We start from the raw sequence: 14960 nt of genomic DNA on the forward strand, positions 1-14960 counted from the left end.
GCGGAGAGACCCCGTGGCACCCCGCACGATCCTGGTCAGCGGCGCCGAGAGCGCGGTCGCCACCGTCGCCGCCGCCACCGCCCTGCACAGCGCCGCCGCGGGCCACCGCACCCTGCTGCTCGCCGCCGACGACCCGCACCGCACCCTGGACGTCCTGCTCGGAACCCGCCTCGCGGGCGAGCCCGCCCGGTACGCCGAGCGCCTCGACGTGGCCCGGATCGACGAGCAGAGCACCTTCCGCGACGCCCTCGGGGCGCTCGGCGGCCGGCTCGCCCCCGCGCTCGCCCTGATCGGCGCGGAACCGCTCGACCCGGAGGAGCTCACCCCGCTCCCCGGCACCCGGCCGCTCGCCCTGCTGCGGCACCTGCGCTCCGCCGACGCCGAGGTCGTGGTGGTGGCCGGCCCCGCCCCCGCCGAACTGATCGCCGCGCTCGCCCTGCCCGAGCAACTGGACCGCTACCTGTCGCGGCTGCTGCCCGAGCAGCGCCAGGCCGCCCGGGCGCTGCGCCCGCTGCTGGCCGCCGTCGCCGGCGTCCCGATGCCCGCGGACTGGCTGTTCGAGGCGCGCGCCACCGCCCAGGCCGCGCTCGCCGAGGCCCGCGCGGTGGTCGAGGCCCCCGGCACCACCGTCCGGCTGGCCGTCGACGCCGAGACCCACCGCCCCGAGGAGCTCCGCCGGATCCGGGCCGGCCTGGCGCTGTACGGGCACCGGCTGGACGCCGTGGTCGCCCACCGCGCGCTGCCCGCGGACGCCGTCGCCTCCCCCGACCCGTGGCTGGCCGAGCTGGCCGCCCGCGAGCGCGACCGCCTCGCCGAGCTGGCCGTCGAACTGGACGGCGTCCCGCTGCTGACCTGCCGCCGGCCGGAGGTGGCCCTGGAGGACGTCGCCGCCCAGCTCTACCCCGCCGGTGGGCCGCCCTCCGCCGGCCGGCCGCCGGCCCCTGCGCCGCAGCCCCGGATCGAGGACCGGCTGGCCGAGGAGGGGCTGCTGCTCTGGCACCTGCCGCTGCCCGGGGCCGACCGGGACGGGCTGGAGCTGGTCCGCCGCGGCGACGAACTGGTGCTCGGCGTGGGCGCCTACCGGCGGATCCTGCCGCTGCCGTCCGCGCTGCGCCGCTGCACCGTCAGTGGCGCGGGCCTCGCGGACGGGGTGCTCACGCTGCGCTTCACGCCCGACCCGGCGCTCTGGCCCCGCGGCCTGGCGCAGTAGTGCGGCCCCGGCCGCGCGGGGCCGGGCCCGAGGAGTGACCGGGACCGCCCGTCGGCGCGGTCCGGTACCGTCGGTGGCTCGACCGCGGCGAGAGGGACCACTGATGGCGGACCAGAAGACCGACCGTTCCGAGCGGCCGGACGGCTCCGGCGACCCGTTCGGCCCGGAGCTCGGACCGCTGGTGGACGAGGTGCGGCGGTTCGCCGAGGCGGTCGGCGGCAAGGCCCAGGAGTTCGGCACCCGTGTCCGGGAGAACAACCCCGAGGTGTTCGGCCACCTCGCCGCCGCGGGCGGTGAGCTGCTGGCCGCGTACCGGGCCGCGGTGGCCGGCCACGAGCGCCGCTGGTCGGCGCCCGGACACGCCGAGCCGGAGCACATCGACCTCGACGAACCGTCCGACAACTTCTGAAGCTGCTGGTCAGCGATGGTGACCGAAAGCTCTGTCCATGTCACTCAACGGGGCGAACATTACGACTTTTGAATGCGCCTCGGGCAAATTCTCGAAAATTGTCTTCGATTCATGTAGGTCGGAGTGTGTACGGGAGCACCACCCAGCGGGTAGCGTTCCGCTCAGCGGGAACGAGTGAATAGCTGAGGGACACATGGCTCTGACCATCGGCGTCGATGTCGGCGGGACGAAGATCGCGGCAGGCGTGGTCGACGAGACCGGCGAGATCCTGGCGAGGACCCGGGTGCCCACCCCGGCCGACCCCCAGTGGGCGGTCGACGCCATCGCACAGGCCGTCCGGGAGTTGAAGGAACAGCACCCCGAGGTGGGCGGTGTGGGCGTGGGCGCCCCCGGCTTCGTCGACCGGGACCGCTCCACGGTGATCTTCGCGCCGAACATCGCGTGGGAGAACGAGCCGCTCAAGACCCGGATCGAGGAGCTCACCGGGCTTCCCACGGTGGTCGAGAACGACGCCAACTGCGCGGCCTGGGCCGAGTTCCGGTTCGGCGCCGCAGCCGCGCACGAGGACATGGTGCTGATCACCGTCGGCACCGGCATCGGCGGCGGCATCGTCCTCGACGGCCGGCTGCACCGCGGCCGCTTCGGCGTCGCCGGCGAGATCGGCCACCTCAACATGGTCCCCGACGGCCTGCTCTGCGGCTGCGGCGGCCACGGCTGCTGGGAGCAGTACGGCTCCGGTCGGGCCCTGCGCCGCTACGGCCGGGAGAAGGCCGCCGCCGACCCCATCGCCGGCAAGCGGATGCTGGAGCTCAACGACGGCGTCGCCGAAACCATCCGCGGCATCCACATCACCGAGGCGGCCGAGGACGGCGACCCGCTGGCGCTGGAGTGCTACGCGGAGCTGGCCGACTGGCTGGGCCGCGGCATGGCTGACCTCGCCGCGCTGTTCGACCCGGGCGTCTTCGTGCTCGGCGGCGGCGTCTCGGACTCCGGCGCACTGCTGCTCGACCCGGTCGCCGAGGCCTTCGGCAGGTACCTCACCGGCGGCGTGCACCGGCCGCGGGCCGAGGTCGTGCTCGCCTCCATGGGCTCCGCCGCCGGCATCTCCGGCGCGGCCGACCTCGCCCGGATCTGATCGCGCAGGACCAGGGGCGGTGGGACGGGCGCACCGCCCGTCCCACCGCCCTCTTCGCGCGCTGATCCGACGCGAACGGCCGGCCAACCCCTAGCATCGGCTCCGTGACGTCAGTGACCGAGCCGCCCACCTCCGGGGCCGAGCCCGACGGCGCCCAACGCGTCCGCGTGCTCAGCTACAACATCCGCTCGCTGCGCGACGACCGGGACGCCCTGGTCCGGGTGATCAGGGCCTGCGCACCCGACCTGGTCTGCGTGCAGGAGTCCCCGCGCTACTGGAAGCCCGAGAAGCAGGCCGCCCGGCTCGCCCACCGCACCGGCACCGTCATCCTCTCCGGCGGCGGCCGGGTGGCCGCGGGCCCCTTGCTGCTCGGCCGGCTGCGGGTCGACGTCCTGGCGACCAGGGACCGCCTGCTCCCCAAGACCCGGGGCCTGCACGCCCGCGGCTTCGCCACCGCGCTGGTCAGGATCGGCGGATCCGTCCCGTTCTCCGTGACCAGCTGCCACCTCAGCCTCGACGCCGACGAGCGGCAGCGCCAGTTCGCCCTGCTGCCAGGGCAGTTCGACGAGGGGGAGCCCGGCCTGATCGCCGGGGACTTCAACGAGGACCCCGGCGGCCCGGGTTGGCAGGAGCTGGCCGCGCGGTTCCAGGACGCCCACCTCGCGGCACCCTGGGGCGGCACCTTCACCTCCGTACCGGACAACCCGTACCAGCGGATCGACGCGGTCTTCGCCACCCGCGACCTGGAGGTCCTGGCCTGCGGGGTGCCGCACGGGCTGCCCGGCCTCGACCCGGCCGACCTGCTCGCCGCCACCGACCACCTGCCGGTGCTGGCCGTCCTGCGGGTGCCGGCCGCCGGCCCGCCCGGGCGCGGTCCCGGGAGGTGACGGCCGCGCAGTAGCCCGGCACGACCCGGGCGGGGGCCGGGACGGCTCCGGCGGGCGTTCCACCGTCGTGCCCGGGCGTGCTCCGATCCGGCTGCTCCCCGGCGAGCCGGGCCGCCCGGTGGTCGTGGGCCCGCGCACAGTGGGGGCGTGAGCGAGGCGACGGTGGCAGCGAGCCAGGAGGAGCACCGGGCGGGCTGGTTCGAGCTCTTCTTCGACCTGGTCTTCGTGGTCACGGTCAGCGTGCTCGCGCACGGCCTGCACGGGGATCCGGACGCGGGGGACTTCGGGACGTTCCTGGTGCTGTTCTTCCCGGCCTGGTGGGCGTGGGCCAACCTGACGGTGACGGTCAACGTCTTCGGCTCGGCGCGGCCGGGCGTGCAGGCGATGCTGCTCGCGGCGATGCCGGCGCTCGGGCTGATGGCGGCGGCCGCGCCGGACGGGCTCGGCGACCGCGCCTGGGCCTACGCCCTGGGCGCGGCCTGGGTGCGGCTGATGTTCTTCCTGATCTGGTTCGGCCGGGCCCGGCGCAGCGACGATCCGGTGCCGCGGTGGCGGCCGCTGGGCTACGGCCTGGTGCCGGCCGTGCTGTGGGCGGTGTCGGCCGCGGTGCCGAACCCGGGGCGGTTCGTGCTGTGGGGGGTGGCGATCGCCCTGGAGGTGGTGCTGCTGGCGGTGCGGACCGGGCTGACCGAGGGGTTCTACAACCGGCTCTCCACCGAGCACCTGGTCGAGCGGATCGGCCTGTTCGTGGTGATCGTGCTCGGTGAGAGCGTGTTCACGGTGGTGGCCACCCTGGCCGACCACTTCGCCGCCGCCTCCGCCGGTGCCGCACTGGCCGGTTTCGTGGTGGTCGCCGAGCTGGCGATGGTCTTCTTCCTCTGGGGTACCGGCCACGCCGCCCGGGGGTTGGACCGGGCCCAGGCGGGCGGCGCCACCCGGGCGATCCGGGACACCGTGATGTACCTGCCGTTCGTGCTGGTCTCCGGCATCACCGTGATCGCCGCCGCGCTCGGCACCGCCGTCGCGGAGCCGGACCACCACCTGCCGTCCGGCTCCTGCTGGGCGCTGTGCGGCGGTGTCCTCGCCTTCTACACCGCCAACGCCGCCATCGCGATGCGCTACGGGGACGGCGTTCGGACGGTCCTGGGCTGGTACGTGCCCTGCGTGGTGCTCGTCCTGGGCGGGCTGCTGCCCGCCGCGCTGCTGCTGCCGGCCTGGGCGGCGGTGACCTGCGCGGCGGCCGTCGTGTTCGCCCTCGCCAAGATCTCCGGCTACCGGGTCCGGCGCCGGCGCACCGACCCGCCCGGGGCCTGAGCCCGCGGGGTCGTTGCCCGGCGCCCCGGGACCGGTCGCCGGGCGGCTCAGACGACCGCGCCGCCGTTCGGGTCCTCGGGCTCGTCGTCGTCGCCGGCCTTCATCCGGGCCACCAGGGTGGCGAAGCCGCCCAGGAAGGCGGCGACGCCCACCCAGGCCGGCCAGCCGGACACCTCGCGCCAGACCAGCGCGTCGAACAGCAGCAGGGCCGGACCGCCGAGGACGGCCATCCAGGCGAACTTGGCCGTGGTGTCGGCCGGCGGCAGCGGCGGCGGCTCCGGCGGGACGAAGTGGCCCTCGTCCTCGTCCTCCGCGGCCACGTAGTCGCGCGGTCCCGGTCCGCCGCCCCGGGGGCGCGGGCGCGGGGCGAGGTCGGCCAGCGACGGGTCGCCGCCGGTGGCCGAACTCTCCTTGGTGGCCCGCAGGTTCTCGATCTCGGGCCACTGGGGGTCGGTGAGGTCCACGGGGTCGTCGAACTGGGCGACCAGGGCGGCGAAGATCGCGTCCTGTTCGGCCTGGCTGCCGCCGACCGGACGGCGCGCGGGCGCGTCGGCGGCCTCGACCGTGGTGTCGGTGGCCTCGGACGTGTCGGCCTGGTCGGCGGGCTCGCTCGCGGAGCCGCCCTGGGGCAGCTCCTCGTCGCCGCCCGCCTTGTTGGTCTCGTGCACTGCCGGCCCTTCAGCCCGAGTGGTTGTCGGCATCGACGGTCGCCACCGGCGCCAGGCGCCGGACGAAGTCGAGGCTCGCCTCGAAGATCAGCCCGGCGTCGTGGTCCAATGTCGCCACGTGGTAGCTGCGTTCAAGAAGCAGCTCGGTCACATCGGTCGAGGATATCCGGGCGAGTACCAGTTCCGAGTTGGCCGGCGAGACCACGTGGTCCTGCGGGCTGTGCAGCAACAGCACCGGCTGATCTATTTCCGGCAGCACCGCCTGCACTTCCTTCCACAGTCGCGACAGCGACCAGGCGGCGTGCAGCGGGGTCCGGTCGTAGCCGAGCTCGGTGGACCCCTCCAGGGCGATGTCGTCGGCCACCCCCGGCAGGCTCGGCACCAGGTGCCGCAGCACCGGCAACAGCACACTCGCGGGGTTGTCCGAGCGGACGGACGGGTTGACGAGCACCAGTCCGGCGATCGCGGCGCGGTGCCGGGAGGCCAGCCGCAGGGCCAGCGAGCCGCCCATCGACAGGGCGAAGACGAAGACCTGCTCGCACCGTTCGAGCAGTGCGCGCAGTTCCCGGTCGACCTCCGCGTACCAGTCCTCCCAGCGGGTGAGCTGCATGTCCTGCCAGCGGGTTCCGTGGCCCGGCAGCAGCGGGAGGGACACGGTCAGACCGGCCGCGGCCAGGTGGTCGGCCCACGGGCGCAGCGACTGCGGCGAGCCGGTGAAGCCGTGGACGAGCAGGACACCGACCGGTCCGCCCTGGTGGCGGAAGGGTTCGGCACCGGGCAGTGGCGGCATCGGGCGGCTCCTCCGTGGGCTGTGGGACGGGGTCGGCGCATCGTCCCACGCCCGGCGCGGCCCCGTACAGGGCGTGCCGCCCGCGGGCCGGGACGGCCCCGCCGGTACGGAGCCGAGGGTCGTGGGCATTAGGATCGTGCGGTCCGCATAACAGGAGGCCCGGGTTGTTCTACCGACTGATGAAGATGATCGTCGCACCGCTGCTGCGGATCTTCTTCCGGCCCTGGATGGAGGGCGAGGAGAACATCCCCGACGAGGGGCCGGCGATCCTCGCGAGCAACCACCTGTCCTTCTCCGACTCGTTCTTCCTGCCCGCGCTGCTCAAGCGCCGGGTCACCTTCATCGCGAAGGCCGAGTACTTCACCACGCCGGGCCTCAAGGGCCGGCTGACCGCGGCCTTCTTCAAGGGCGTCGGCCAGCTCCCGGTGGACCGCTCCGGCGCCCGCGGGGCCGGTGAGGCCGCGATCCGCAGCGGCATCGCCGTGATCGAGCGCGGCGAGGTCTTCGGGGTCTACCCCGAGGGCACCCGCTCGCCCGACGGCAAGCTCTACCGCGGCAAGGTCGGCGGCCTGGCGCGGGTCGCGCTGGCCACCGGCGCCCCGGTGATCCCGGTCGCGATGATCAACACCGAGAAGGTGCAGCCGCCCGGCCAGGTGGTGCCCAACTTCGGCATCCGGCCCGGCATCCGGATCGGCCGCCCGCTGGACTTCTCCCGCTACCAGGGCATGGAGAACGACCGCTTCATCCTCCGCTCGGTGACGGACGAGGTGATGTACGAGATCATGCGGCTGTCCGGCCAGGAGTACGTCGACATCTACGCGACGGCGGCCAAGCGGCAGATCACCGAGGACAAGAAGCGCGCGGACGCCGAGCGCAAGGCCGTCCAGAAGGCCGAGGCCGCCGAGCAGAAGGCGGCCCAGAAGGCCGAGAAGGCGGAGAAGGAAGCCCAGCAGGAGGCCGAGAAGGCCGCCGCCGAGGCCGCTGCCGCCGAGGCCGCCGGTGGGACCGCCGCCGGGACCGCCGGTGGGACCGAGAAGCAGGACGACTCCGGGGAGAAGTAGCCCGGAGCAGCCGAGGGGGAGCTGATGGCGGAGCACGGCTCCACCGACCTGGCCCGCGCCCGCACCGACTCCGGCGCGGGCCCGGTCGACGTCGCCCGCGCCCTGACCGCGCCGCTGCGCGGCAGCCTCGGGGCCGGCGGGATGTCGGTGGAGCTGCCGCTCTGGCGGGCGATCTCCTACTTCCGGATGCTGGCCCTGGCGTACGCGATCGTCCGCTACTTCAACGCCTTCCACGACTTCCTGCACCCGGTCTCCGGGTGGATCTACCTCGGCGCGCTCACCCTGTGGACGCTCGCCACCACCCGGGCCTTCGCCAACCCGCTGCGCTGCACCTGGGCGGTGCTCGGGACGGACCTGGCGATGACCGTCACCGGTGTGGTGATGAGCGGCATCATCGACAGCCCGGAGCGGATCCGGGCCGGGGCGCTCACCCTGCCGACCATCTGGGCCTGCGGCACCGTGCTCGGCTTCGCCTGCAAGGGCGGCTGGAAGGCCGCCGCGTTCGCCGCCACCCTGATCGGGATCGCCAACATCGGCGGCCACGGCGGCGTCACCCCGGACAACCTGCACAACATCGTGCTGCTGCTGATGGCCGGCTGCGCGATCGGTTACGTGATCGAACTCGCCCGGGCCAGCGAGGCGGTGCTGACCCGGGCCCTCCAGGTCGAGGCGGCCACCCGGGAACGCGAGCGGCTCTCCCGGGACATCCACGACGGCGTGCTCCAGGTGCTGGCCATGGTCCAGCGCCGCGGCGGAGAGGACCTCGCGGACCTGGGCCGGCTGGCCGGGGAACAGGAGCGGGCGCTGCGCGCGCTGATGACCGGCGGTCCGCTGCCGGCCCGGCCCGCGGACGCGTACGCCCACCAGGACCTGCGCCCGCTGCTGACGGTCCACGCCGACGACCGGATCACCGTCTCGGCGCCGGGTACGGAGGTGCTGCTGCCCGGCCCGGTCGCCGGGGAGCTCGCCGCCGCGGTCGGCGCCGCCGTGGACAACGTGCGCAGGCACGCCGGTCCGCGGGCGCGGGCCTGGATCCTGGTCGAGGACGAGCCGGAGGCCGTCACCGTGTCGATCCGCGACGACGGGCCGGGCTTCCCGGCCGGGCGGCTCGGCGAGGCGGAACGGGCCGGCCGGCTCGGCGTCTCGCAGTCGATCCGGGGCCGGCTGCTCGACCTGGGCGGCAGCGCGGAGCTGTACGCGGTACCGGGGGAGGGCGTCGAGGTGGAGCTTCGGGTGCCGAGGAAGGGGAACTGATGTCGGATCAGGTACGGGTGATGGTCGTCGACGACCACCCGATGTGGCGGGAGGCGGTCTCCCGGGACCTCGCCGAGGCGGGCTTCGACGTGGTCGCCACCGCCGGGGACGGCGACGAGGCCGTCCGCCGGGCGCGGGCCGCGATGCCGCAGGTCGTCGTCCTCGACCTCAACCTGCCCAGCCTGCCGGGCGTCGAGGTGTGCCGCGAGGTCGTCCGGCACGACCCGACCGTGCGGGTGCTGGTGCTCTCCGCCAGCGGCGAGCACGCCGACGTGCTGGAGGCGGTCAAGTCCGGGGCCACCGGCTACCTGGTGAAGTCGGCGGGCCGCGAGGAGCTGATCGACGCGGTCCGGCGCACGGCGGCCGGCGACCCGGTCTTCACCCCGGGCCTGGCCGGCCTGGTGCTCGGCGAGTTCCGCCGCCTCGCCACCGAGCCGCCGGCCCCGGCCTCGCCCGCCGTCCCGCAGCTGACCGCCCGGGAGACCGAGGTGCTCCGGCTGGTGGCCAAGGGGCTGTCGTACCGCCAGATCGCCGAGCGCCTCGTGCTCTCGCACCGCACGGTCCAGAACCACGTGCAGAACACCCTGGGCAAGCTCCAGCTGCACAACCGGGTCGAGCTGGTCCGCTACGCCATCGAGCAGGGCCTGGACGACGACCTGCGCTGAACCAGCCGGTCTCGCTGACCTGCCCCGCGCTGACCTGCCCCGCGCTGAACCGCCCCGCGCTGAACTCCCCTGCGGGGTACGGACCGTGGCTCCTGCGTTCCGCACCCCGGCACGTTCGTGGCGGGCCGTCAGCGGGCCACCGGGCTGGCCGTCCGCAGCAGGTGCGCGACGATGTCGACGCCCTCGCGGGTGAGCACCGACTCGGGGTGGAACTGCAGCGTGGCGAAGCCCGGGCCGCGCAGGGCGTGCACGTCGCCGGTGAGTGGGTCGAGGGCGGCCTCGATGCCGTCGGCGGCCAGCCGGGCGGTGTCCTCGGCGGTGCAGCGGGCGGTGAAGGTGTTGTAGAAGCCGACGGTGCGGCGGGTGCCGAACAGGTCGACGCTCTCCTGGGCGCCCTGGTACGGGACGTGCTTGCGCACCAGCGGCAGGCCCAGCCGGTGGGCGACCAGCTGGTGGCTCAGGCAGACGGCGAGCAGCGGCGCCGACCGGGTGCCGGTCCGGGCGGCGGTGAGGGCGTCGGCGGCGATCGGGCGCAGCAGCGCCATCTTGGCGTCTGCCGGGTCGGCCGGGTCGCCAGGGCCGGGGCCGAGGACCAGCGGGCCGGTGTGCGCCGCGGCGAGCCCGCGCAGGCCGGGGGTGTCGTAGCGGAGCACGGTGACCCGGTGTCCGAGCGAGCCGAGCAGGTGGGCCAGCATCGAGGTGAAGGTGTCCTCGCCGTCCACCACCAGGGTGTCCAGGCCCTCGGCGGGCCGGGCCGGCTGCTGCATCCGCAGCCAGAACGGGGCGAGGCCGGCCCGCCGCGCGTCGAGGGCCGCCTGCACCCGGTGGTCGTCGGCGAGCCGGGGCCCGCCGCCGTCACCGGCCGCCCGGGCCGGCCCGGGCCGGGCGCCGATCGCGGCGAGCACCCCGGCGGCCTTGGCGTGCGTCTCGGCGACCTCGGAGTACGGGTCGGAGTGGCGCACCAGCGTGGCGCCGACCCGGACGACCAGCTCGCCGGTAGCGGGGTCGATGTCGGCCGTGCGGATGCAGATCGGCGAGTCGAGCTGCTGGCCGCCGCTGGCCCCGCGGCCGATCAGGGCCAGCGCACCGGAGTAGTAGCCGCGGCCGCTGCGCTCGTAGCGCCTGATCACCCGGGTCGCGTTCTGCACCGGGCTGCCGGTGACGGTGGCGGCGAACATGGTCTCCCTGAGCACCTCCCGCACGTCCATCGAGGTCCGCCCGCGCAGCTCGTACTCGGTGTGCGCCAGGTGGGCCATCTCCTTGAGGCGGGGGCCGAGGACCTGGCCGCCGAGGTCGCCGACGGTGCACATCATCTTGAGCTCCTCGTCGACCACCATGGTGAGCTCCTCCAGCTCCTTGGGGTCGTGCAGGAAGGCGAGCAGCGAGTCGAGGTCGGAGCCGGCGGCCGGGTAGCGGTAGGTGCCGGAGATCGGGTTCATCACCACGGTGCCGCCGGACTGCCGGACGTGGACCTCGGGGGAGGCGCCGACCAGGACCCGCTCCCCGGTGTGCACCAGAAACGTCCAGTAGGCGCCCTGCTCCTGTTCCAGCAGCCGCCGGAACAGGCTGAGCGCGGTCGCGGTGGTGAAGCCGTCCAGGGTGCCGCGGAAGTCGCGGCGGATGACGAAGTTGGCGCCCTCACCGTTGCCGATCTCGTCCTCGATCACCCGGCGGACGATGCCCGCGTACTCGTCGTCGTCGATGTCGAAGCCGCCGCCGCGCACCTCGACCGCCTCCCGGGGCAGCGCCGCCAGCAGGTCGTCCAGCCCCAGCGCGTACTGCTCCTCGACGGCCAGCGCCTGCAGCGGGGTGCCGTCGTCGTGGGCGTCGAAGCCGCGCTCGCGGATCTGCCGGTAGGGGACGAGCGCCAGCAGGTCGTGCCGCGGGCCGGCGGCGGGTGCTCCGGAGCGGACCGGCAGTTCGGCCAGCGTGTCGTACGAGCCGACGGTGCCCAGCAGCACCTCGACGGTGTCGGGGGCCAGGCGCGGGGTGCGGCGGTGGAGCAGGGCGAAGGCGGGTGCGCCGGGGGAGGTGAGACGGGAGAGCAGGGCTGCGGCGGCGGGACTGGTGGTCACGGGTGCGGCTTCCTTCCGGGAGGGGGGCGGGGAGCTGTGCTCCGGCCGCCGCCCGGGAGGGCCGTCCGACTCTCGATGCGCCGACGGCCGCCCCGGGGGGCGGCCGTCGTTCGTCTCAGGGACGCGCGATACGTGGACCACCCGAAGGGTTGGTCCACCACCAGCAGAGGGTGTGCGGCGCGTTCATGGGGACGAGCGTAACCGATGACCCGCCGGTGTGAACGGCATCACCCGAATGTCCAGCAGGTGTCTCATCCATCGGGCGGTGGTCACAAATGGGTTGGCGCACCCCGTAGCCTTGATCCTGTGACCGTGACGACTGAGACATCGAGGACTGGCCACTCCTGGCAGTCCCTGCCCGCGGCGCAGCAGCCTGAATGGCCGGACCAAGAGGCGCTGCGCAAGACCCTTGCGGACCTCGCCTCGTATCCGCCGCTCGTCTTCGCCGGCGAGTGCGACCAGCTGCGCGCCCGGCTCGGTGCCGTCGCGCGCGGTGAGGCCTTCCTGCTGCAGGGCGGTGACTGCGCCGAGGCGTTCGACGGAGTCTCGGCCGAGCAGATCCGCAACAAGCTGAAGACGCTGCTGCAGATGGCCGCCGTGCTCACGTACGCGGCCTCGGTGCCGGTCGTGAAGGTCGGCCGGATCGCCGGGCAGTACTCCAAGCCCCGCTCCAAGTCGACCGAGACCCGCGACGGGGTGACCCTGCCGGTCTACCGCGGCGACTCGGTGAACGGGTTCGAGTTCACCCCCGAGTCCCGGATCCCGGACCCGGAGCGCCTGAAGCGGATGTACAACGCGTCCGCCGCGACGCTCAACCTGGTGCGCGCCTTCACCACCGGTGGTTACGCCGACCTGCGCCAGGTGCACGCCTGGAACCAGGACTTCGTGCGCAACTCGCCGGCCGGCCAGCGCTACGAGAAGCTGGCCCGCGAGATCGACAACGCGCTGGCCTTCATGAACGCCTGCGGGGTGGCCCCCGAGGAGTTCAAGACGGTCGAGTTCTTCTCCTCGCACGAGGCGCTGATCCTGGACTACGAGACCGCGCTGACCCGCACGGACTCGCGGACCGGCCACCTGTACGACGTCTCCGGCCACATGGTGTGGATCGGCGAGCGGACCAGGCAGCTGGACCACGCGCACATCGAGTTCGCGTCGAAGATCCGCAACCCGATCGGTGTGAAGCTCGGCCCGACCACCTCGGTCGACGAGGCGCTCACCCTGATCGACCGGCTGGACCCGGAGCGCGAGCCCGGCCGGCTCACCTTCATCACCCGGATGGGCGCGGGCAAGGTCCGCGAGCACCTGCCCTCCCTGGTGGAGAAGGTCACCGCGTCCGGCGCCCAGGTGGTGTGGATCTGCGACCCGATGCACGGCAACACCTACGAGGCCGAGACCGGCCACAAGACCCGCCGCTTCGACGACGTGCTCGACGAGGTCAAGGGCTTCTTCGAGGTGCACCGCGCGCTCGGCACCCACCCGGGCGGCATCCACGTCGAGCTGACCGGTGACGACGTCACCGAGTGCGTCGGCGGCGGCGACGAGGTGTTCGAGGACGATCTGCACCAGCGCTACGAGACGGCCTGCGACCCGCGGCTCAACCGGAGCCAGTCGCTCGACCTGGCCTTCCTGGTGGCGGAGATGTACCGGGGCCACTGAGGCCGCCGGCTGCACCGGTGTGACGAAAGCCCCTCCCTGCTCGGGTGATCCGAGCGGGGAGGGGCTTTTTCGTACGCCGATCGCCGGGTAAGGTAAGGCTTGGCGAGGTAAGGCAAGGCTTTGCTGATCTTGGTTCGCCGGGGTCGCCGGCAGGGCCGGGAGAACCCACAGGACCCCGTTCGGCAGCACCGTCCAGCACCACCCGGGAGAGACCGCGATGTACGTCTGCATGTGCCATGCGGTCACCGAGGCCCAGGTCAAGGATGCGATCGACGCCGGCGCCGCCACCCCGCGGCAGATCGCCAAGGGCTGCAAGGCCGGCACCGACTGCGGTTCCTGCGTGCGGCGGATCCAGGCGCTGCTGGGGGAGCACGGTGCGCGCCCGTGCCCGACAGCCAGGCTGGCGGTCCGGCTCGGTCTCGCCGAGCCGGAGGGCGAGACCCCGCAGCTCCGGCCGTCGCCGCTGGCCGCCTAGCCTCCGCGGCGCTCCCGGATCCGTCCCCGGCCCCGGGTGATGGGGCTCAGGACTCCGGCTGTTCGATCAGCTGGGCCAGGTAGAGCGGCTCGCCGAGCCTCTCCAGCAGTTCGAGCTGGGTGTCCAGGTAGTCGATGTGGTGCTCCTCGTCGGCGAGGATGTCCTCGAAGATGTTGGCCGAGGTGACGTCGTTCTTGGCCCGCATCACCACGATCCCGCGGCGCAGCCGGTCGATCGCCTCGACCTCGACCTGGCGGTCGGCCTCGAACATCTCCTTGACGGTCTGGCCGATCCGGACGTGGAAGAGCCGCTGGTAGTTGGGCAGGCCGTCCAGGAAGAGGATCCGGTCGGTGAGGACCTCGGCGTGCTTCATCTCGTCGAAGGACTCGTGCCGGGTGTACTTGGCGAGCTTGGTCCAGCCGTTGTTCTCCTGCATCTTCGCGTGCAGGAAGTACTGGTTGATCGCGGTCAGCTCGGCGGTGAGCTGCTCGTTGAGGAATTCGATGACCTCGGGGTCGCCCTTCATGGCGGTGCCTTCCTTGTCCCATGCGTCGCTCGCGCTACCGCGGTTGGGGGCATCGTGGCACCGTTGTGGGCGGTAATTCCAGTAAGTTCACGCTCACCCTGACATGTGTCGTATGGCCCGATCTACGTACTTCTGGGGCGTGCGCCAGGGGCGCGCGCGGCAGGGCGCCCGCCGTCTGTCACCATGGAGGCATGGGTCAGCACGAACCGGAACAGCCGCAGCCGTCTGACCCGCGGATCCCGCCGGGCCAGCGGCTGCAGCGCGGCTGGCCGGTGCTGCACTACGGTCCGGTGCCCCGCTTCAAGCCGCAGAGCTGGGACTTCCAGGTGTTCGGCGCCACCGCCTCGGCCGAGAAGCACAGCTGGGACTTCGCCGCCTTCCACGCGCTGCCCCGGGTCACCGTCCGCGGCGACCTCCACTGCGTGACCCGGTTCTCGATGCTCGGCAACGAGTGGGGCGGCGTGGCCGCCAAGACCGTCCTGGACCTGGTGCCCCCCGCCCCCGACGTCACGCATGTGATGGTCTGGGCCGAGTACGGCTACAGCGCCAACCTGCGGCTGGCCGACTTCGCCGACCCGGGCACGGTCTTCGCCACCCACCACAACGCCGAGCCGCTGACCCTGGAGCACGGCTTCCCGGTCCGCCTGGTGGTCCCGCACCTGTACGCCTGGAAGGGCCCCAAGTGGGTCCGCGCGGTGGAGTACATGCGGGCCGACCGGCGGGGTTTCTGGGAGGAGCGCGGCTACCACAACCGGGCCGACCCGTGGGCCGAGCAGCGCTACTCCTACCAGGAGGAGCCCGGCGACGGCCCGCTGCGGTAGGGCCCCGGCGGGCC

At 73.6% G+C, this 14960-nt stretch carries 15 protein-coding genes; 11 read left to right on the top strand and 4 right to left on the bottom strand.

From position 1 onward, the window contains the following. Positions 1–13: 13 nt before the first annotated feature. The 5 genes from ACIOFR_RS02290 to ACIOFR_RS02310 all read left to right on the top strand — a co-directional run bounded on the left by ACIOFR_RS02290 (position 14) and on the right by ACIOFR_RS02310 (position 4955). Positions 14–1210, top strand: a complete 1197-nt coding sequence (locus ACIOFR_RS02290) for an ArsA family ATPase (RefSeq protein WP_400991728.1) — start codon at positions 14–16, stop codon at positions 1208–1210. A gap of 103 nt (positions 1211–1313) precedes the next feature. Further along, positions 1314–1619 carry a DUF5304 family protein gene (locus ACIOFR_RS02295; protein WP_400991729.1) on the top strand — a complete coding sequence of 102 codons (306 nt, stop codon included), beginning with the start codon at positions 1314–1316 and terminating at the stop codon, positions 1617–1619. Positions 1620–1812: 193 nt separating this feature from the next. Then, positions 1813–2754 (top strand): ROK family glucokinase, encoded by a 942-nt coding sequence (locus ACIOFR_RS02300; protein ID WP_400991730.1) that lies wholly within the window; start codon positions 1813–1815, stop codon positions 2752–2754. A gap of 104 nt (positions 2755–2858) precedes the next feature. Then, positions 2859–3641: an endonuclease/exonuclease/phosphatase family protein gene (locus ACIOFR_RS02305; RefSeq protein WP_400991731.1), complete on the top strand. Its 783-nt coding sequence runs from the start codon at positions 2859–2861 to the stop codon at positions 3639–3641. A gap of 147 nt (positions 3642–3788) precedes the next feature. Further along, positions 3789–4955, top strand: coding sequence for a low temperature requirement protein A (locus tag ACIOFR_RS02310; RefSeq protein ID WP_400991732.1), 1167 nt, complete (start codon positions 3789–3791; stop codon positions 4953–4955). Positions 4956–5002: 47 nt separating this feature from the next. On the opposite strand, the gene ACIOFR_RS02315 is transcribed toward ACIOFR_RS02310, so the two are convergent. Together ACIOFR_RS02315 and ACIOFR_RS02320 are read right to left on the bottom strand one after the other, a co-directional pair. Beyond that, positions 5003–5623 carry a hypothetical protein gene (locus tag ACIOFR_RS02315; RefSeq protein WP_400991733.1) on the bottom strand — a complete coding sequence of 207 codons (621 nt, stop codon included), beginning with the start codon at positions 5621–5623 and terminating at the stop codon, positions 5003–5005. A gap of 10 nt (positions 5624–5633) precedes the next feature. Further along, the gene (locus ACIOFR_RS02320; protein WP_400991734.1) at positions 5634–6413 is read right to left on the bottom strand and encodes an alpha/beta hydrolase; all 780 of its coding nucleotides are present in this window, start codon (positions 6411–6413) and stop codon (positions 5634–5636) included. Between the two features lie 179 nt (positions 6414–6592). On the opposite strand from ACIOFR_RS02320, the gene ACIOFR_RS02325 reads away from it, so the two are divergent. From ACIOFR_RS02325 to ACIOFR_RS02335, 3 genes are all read left to right on the top strand, one after another. Then, positions 6593–7474 (top strand): lysophospholipid acyltransferase family protein, encoded by an 882-nt coding sequence (locus ACIOFR_RS02325; protein ID WP_400992125.1) that lies wholly within the window; start codon positions 6593–6595, stop codon positions 7472–7474. A 141-nt stretch (positions 7475–7615) separates the two neighbouring features. Then, positions 7616–8728: a MacS family sensor histidine kinase gene (macS, locus tag ACIOFR_RS02330; RefSeq protein WP_400992126.1), complete on the top strand. Its 1113-nt coding sequence runs from the start codon at positions 7616–7618 to the stop codon at positions 8726–8728. Further along, positions 8728–9393, top strand: a complete 666-nt coding sequence (locus ACIOFR_RS02335; protein WP_400991735.1) for a response regulator — start codon at positions 8728–8730, stop codon at positions 9391–9393. The genes macS and ACIOFR_RS02335 overlap by 1 nt, the downstream gene beginning before the upstream one ends. A 128-nt stretch (positions 9394–9521) precedes the next feature. Here ACIOFR_RS02335 and ACIOFR_RS02340 read toward each other — a convergent pair whose 3' ends face one another. Then, a complete protein-coding gene (locus ACIOFR_RS02340; RefSeq protein ID WP_400991736.1) occupies positions 9522–11468 on the bottom strand; it encodes an anthranilate synthase family protein in 1947 nt (648 codons plus the stop codon). A gap of 204 nt (positions 11469–11672) precedes the next feature. On the opposite strand from ACIOFR_RS02340, the gene ACIOFR_RS02345 reads away from it, so the two are divergent. After that, entirely contained in the window at positions 11673–13124 is a 1452-nt protein-coding gene (locus tag ACIOFR_RS02345; protein WP_400991737.1) for a class II 3-deoxy-7-phosphoheptulonate synthase, read from the top strand. Positions 13125–13341: 217 nt separating this feature from the next. After that, a complete protein-coding gene (locus ACIOFR_RS02350) occupies positions 13342–13599 on the top strand; it encodes a bacterioferritin-associated ferredoxin (RefSeq protein ID WP_400991738.1) in 258 nt (85 codons plus the stop codon). Between the two features lie 46 nt (positions 13600–13645). Here the strand turns inward: ACIOFR_RS02350 and bfr are convergent, their stop codons facing one another. Then, positions 13646–14125, bottom strand: a complete 480-nt coding sequence (bfr, locus tag ACIOFR_RS02355) for a bacterioferritin (protein ID WP_400991739.1) — start codon at positions 14123–14125, stop codon at positions 13646–13648. 191 nt (positions 14126–14316) lie between these two features. Between bfr and ACIOFR_RS02360 the strand changes: the two genes are divergently transcribed. Beyond that, on the top strand, positions 14317–14946 hold the full coding sequence (locus ACIOFR_RS02360; RefSeq protein ID WP_400991740.1) for a sulfite oxidase-like oxidoreductase: 630 nt from the start codon (positions 14317–14319) through the stop codon (positions 14944–14946). The last annotated feature ends 14 nt before the right edge of the window (positions 14947–14960 follow it).

It is taken from the genome of Kitasatospora sp. NPDC088346 (genome assembly GCF_044740765.1).
Taxonomy (GTDB): Bacteria; Actinomycetota; Actinomycetes; order Streptomycetales; family Streptomycetaceae; genus Kitasatospora.

Coding starts and splice junctions, on each gene's coding strand:
- ACIOFR_RS02295 (WP_400991729.1), top strand. CDS start 1,314: ATGGCGGACCAGAAGACCGACCGTTCCGAGCGGCCGGACGGCTCCGGC.
- ACIOFR_RS02300 (WP_400991730.1), top strand. CDS start 1,813: ATGGCTCTGACCATCGGCGTCGATGTCGGCGGGACGAAGATCGCGGCA.
- ACIOFR_RS02320 (WP_400991734.1), bottom strand. CDS start 6,413: ATGCCGCCACTGCCCGGTGCCGAACCCTTCCGCCACCAGGGCGGACCG.
- ACIOFR_RS02325 (WP_400992125.1), top strand. CDS start 6,593: ATGAAGATGATCGTCGCACCGCTGCTGCGGATCTTCTTCCGGCCCTGG.
- macS (WP_400992126.1), top strand. CDS start 7,616: ATGTCGGTGGAGCTGCCGCTCTGGCGGGCGATCTCCTACTTCCGGATG.
- ACIOFR_RS02335 (WP_400991735.1), top strand. CDS start 8,728: ATGTCGGATCAGGTACGGGTGATGGTCGTCGACGACCACCCGATGTGG.
- ACIOFR_RS02345 (WP_400991737.1), top strand. CDS start 11,673: ATGACCCGCCGGTGTGAACGGCATCACCCGAATGTCCAGCAGGTGTCT.
- ACIOFR_RS02350 (WP_400991738.1), top strand. CDS start 13,342: ATGTACGTCTGCATGTGCCATGCGGTCACCGAGGCCCAGGTCAAGGAT.
- bfr (WP_400991739.1), bottom strand. CDS start 14,125: ATGAAGGGCGACCCCGAGGTCATCGAATTCCTCAACGAGCAGCTCACC.
- ACIOFR_RS02360 (WP_400991740.1), top strand. CDS start 14,317: ATGGGTCAGCACGAACCGGAACAGCCGCAGCCGTCTGACCCGCGGATC.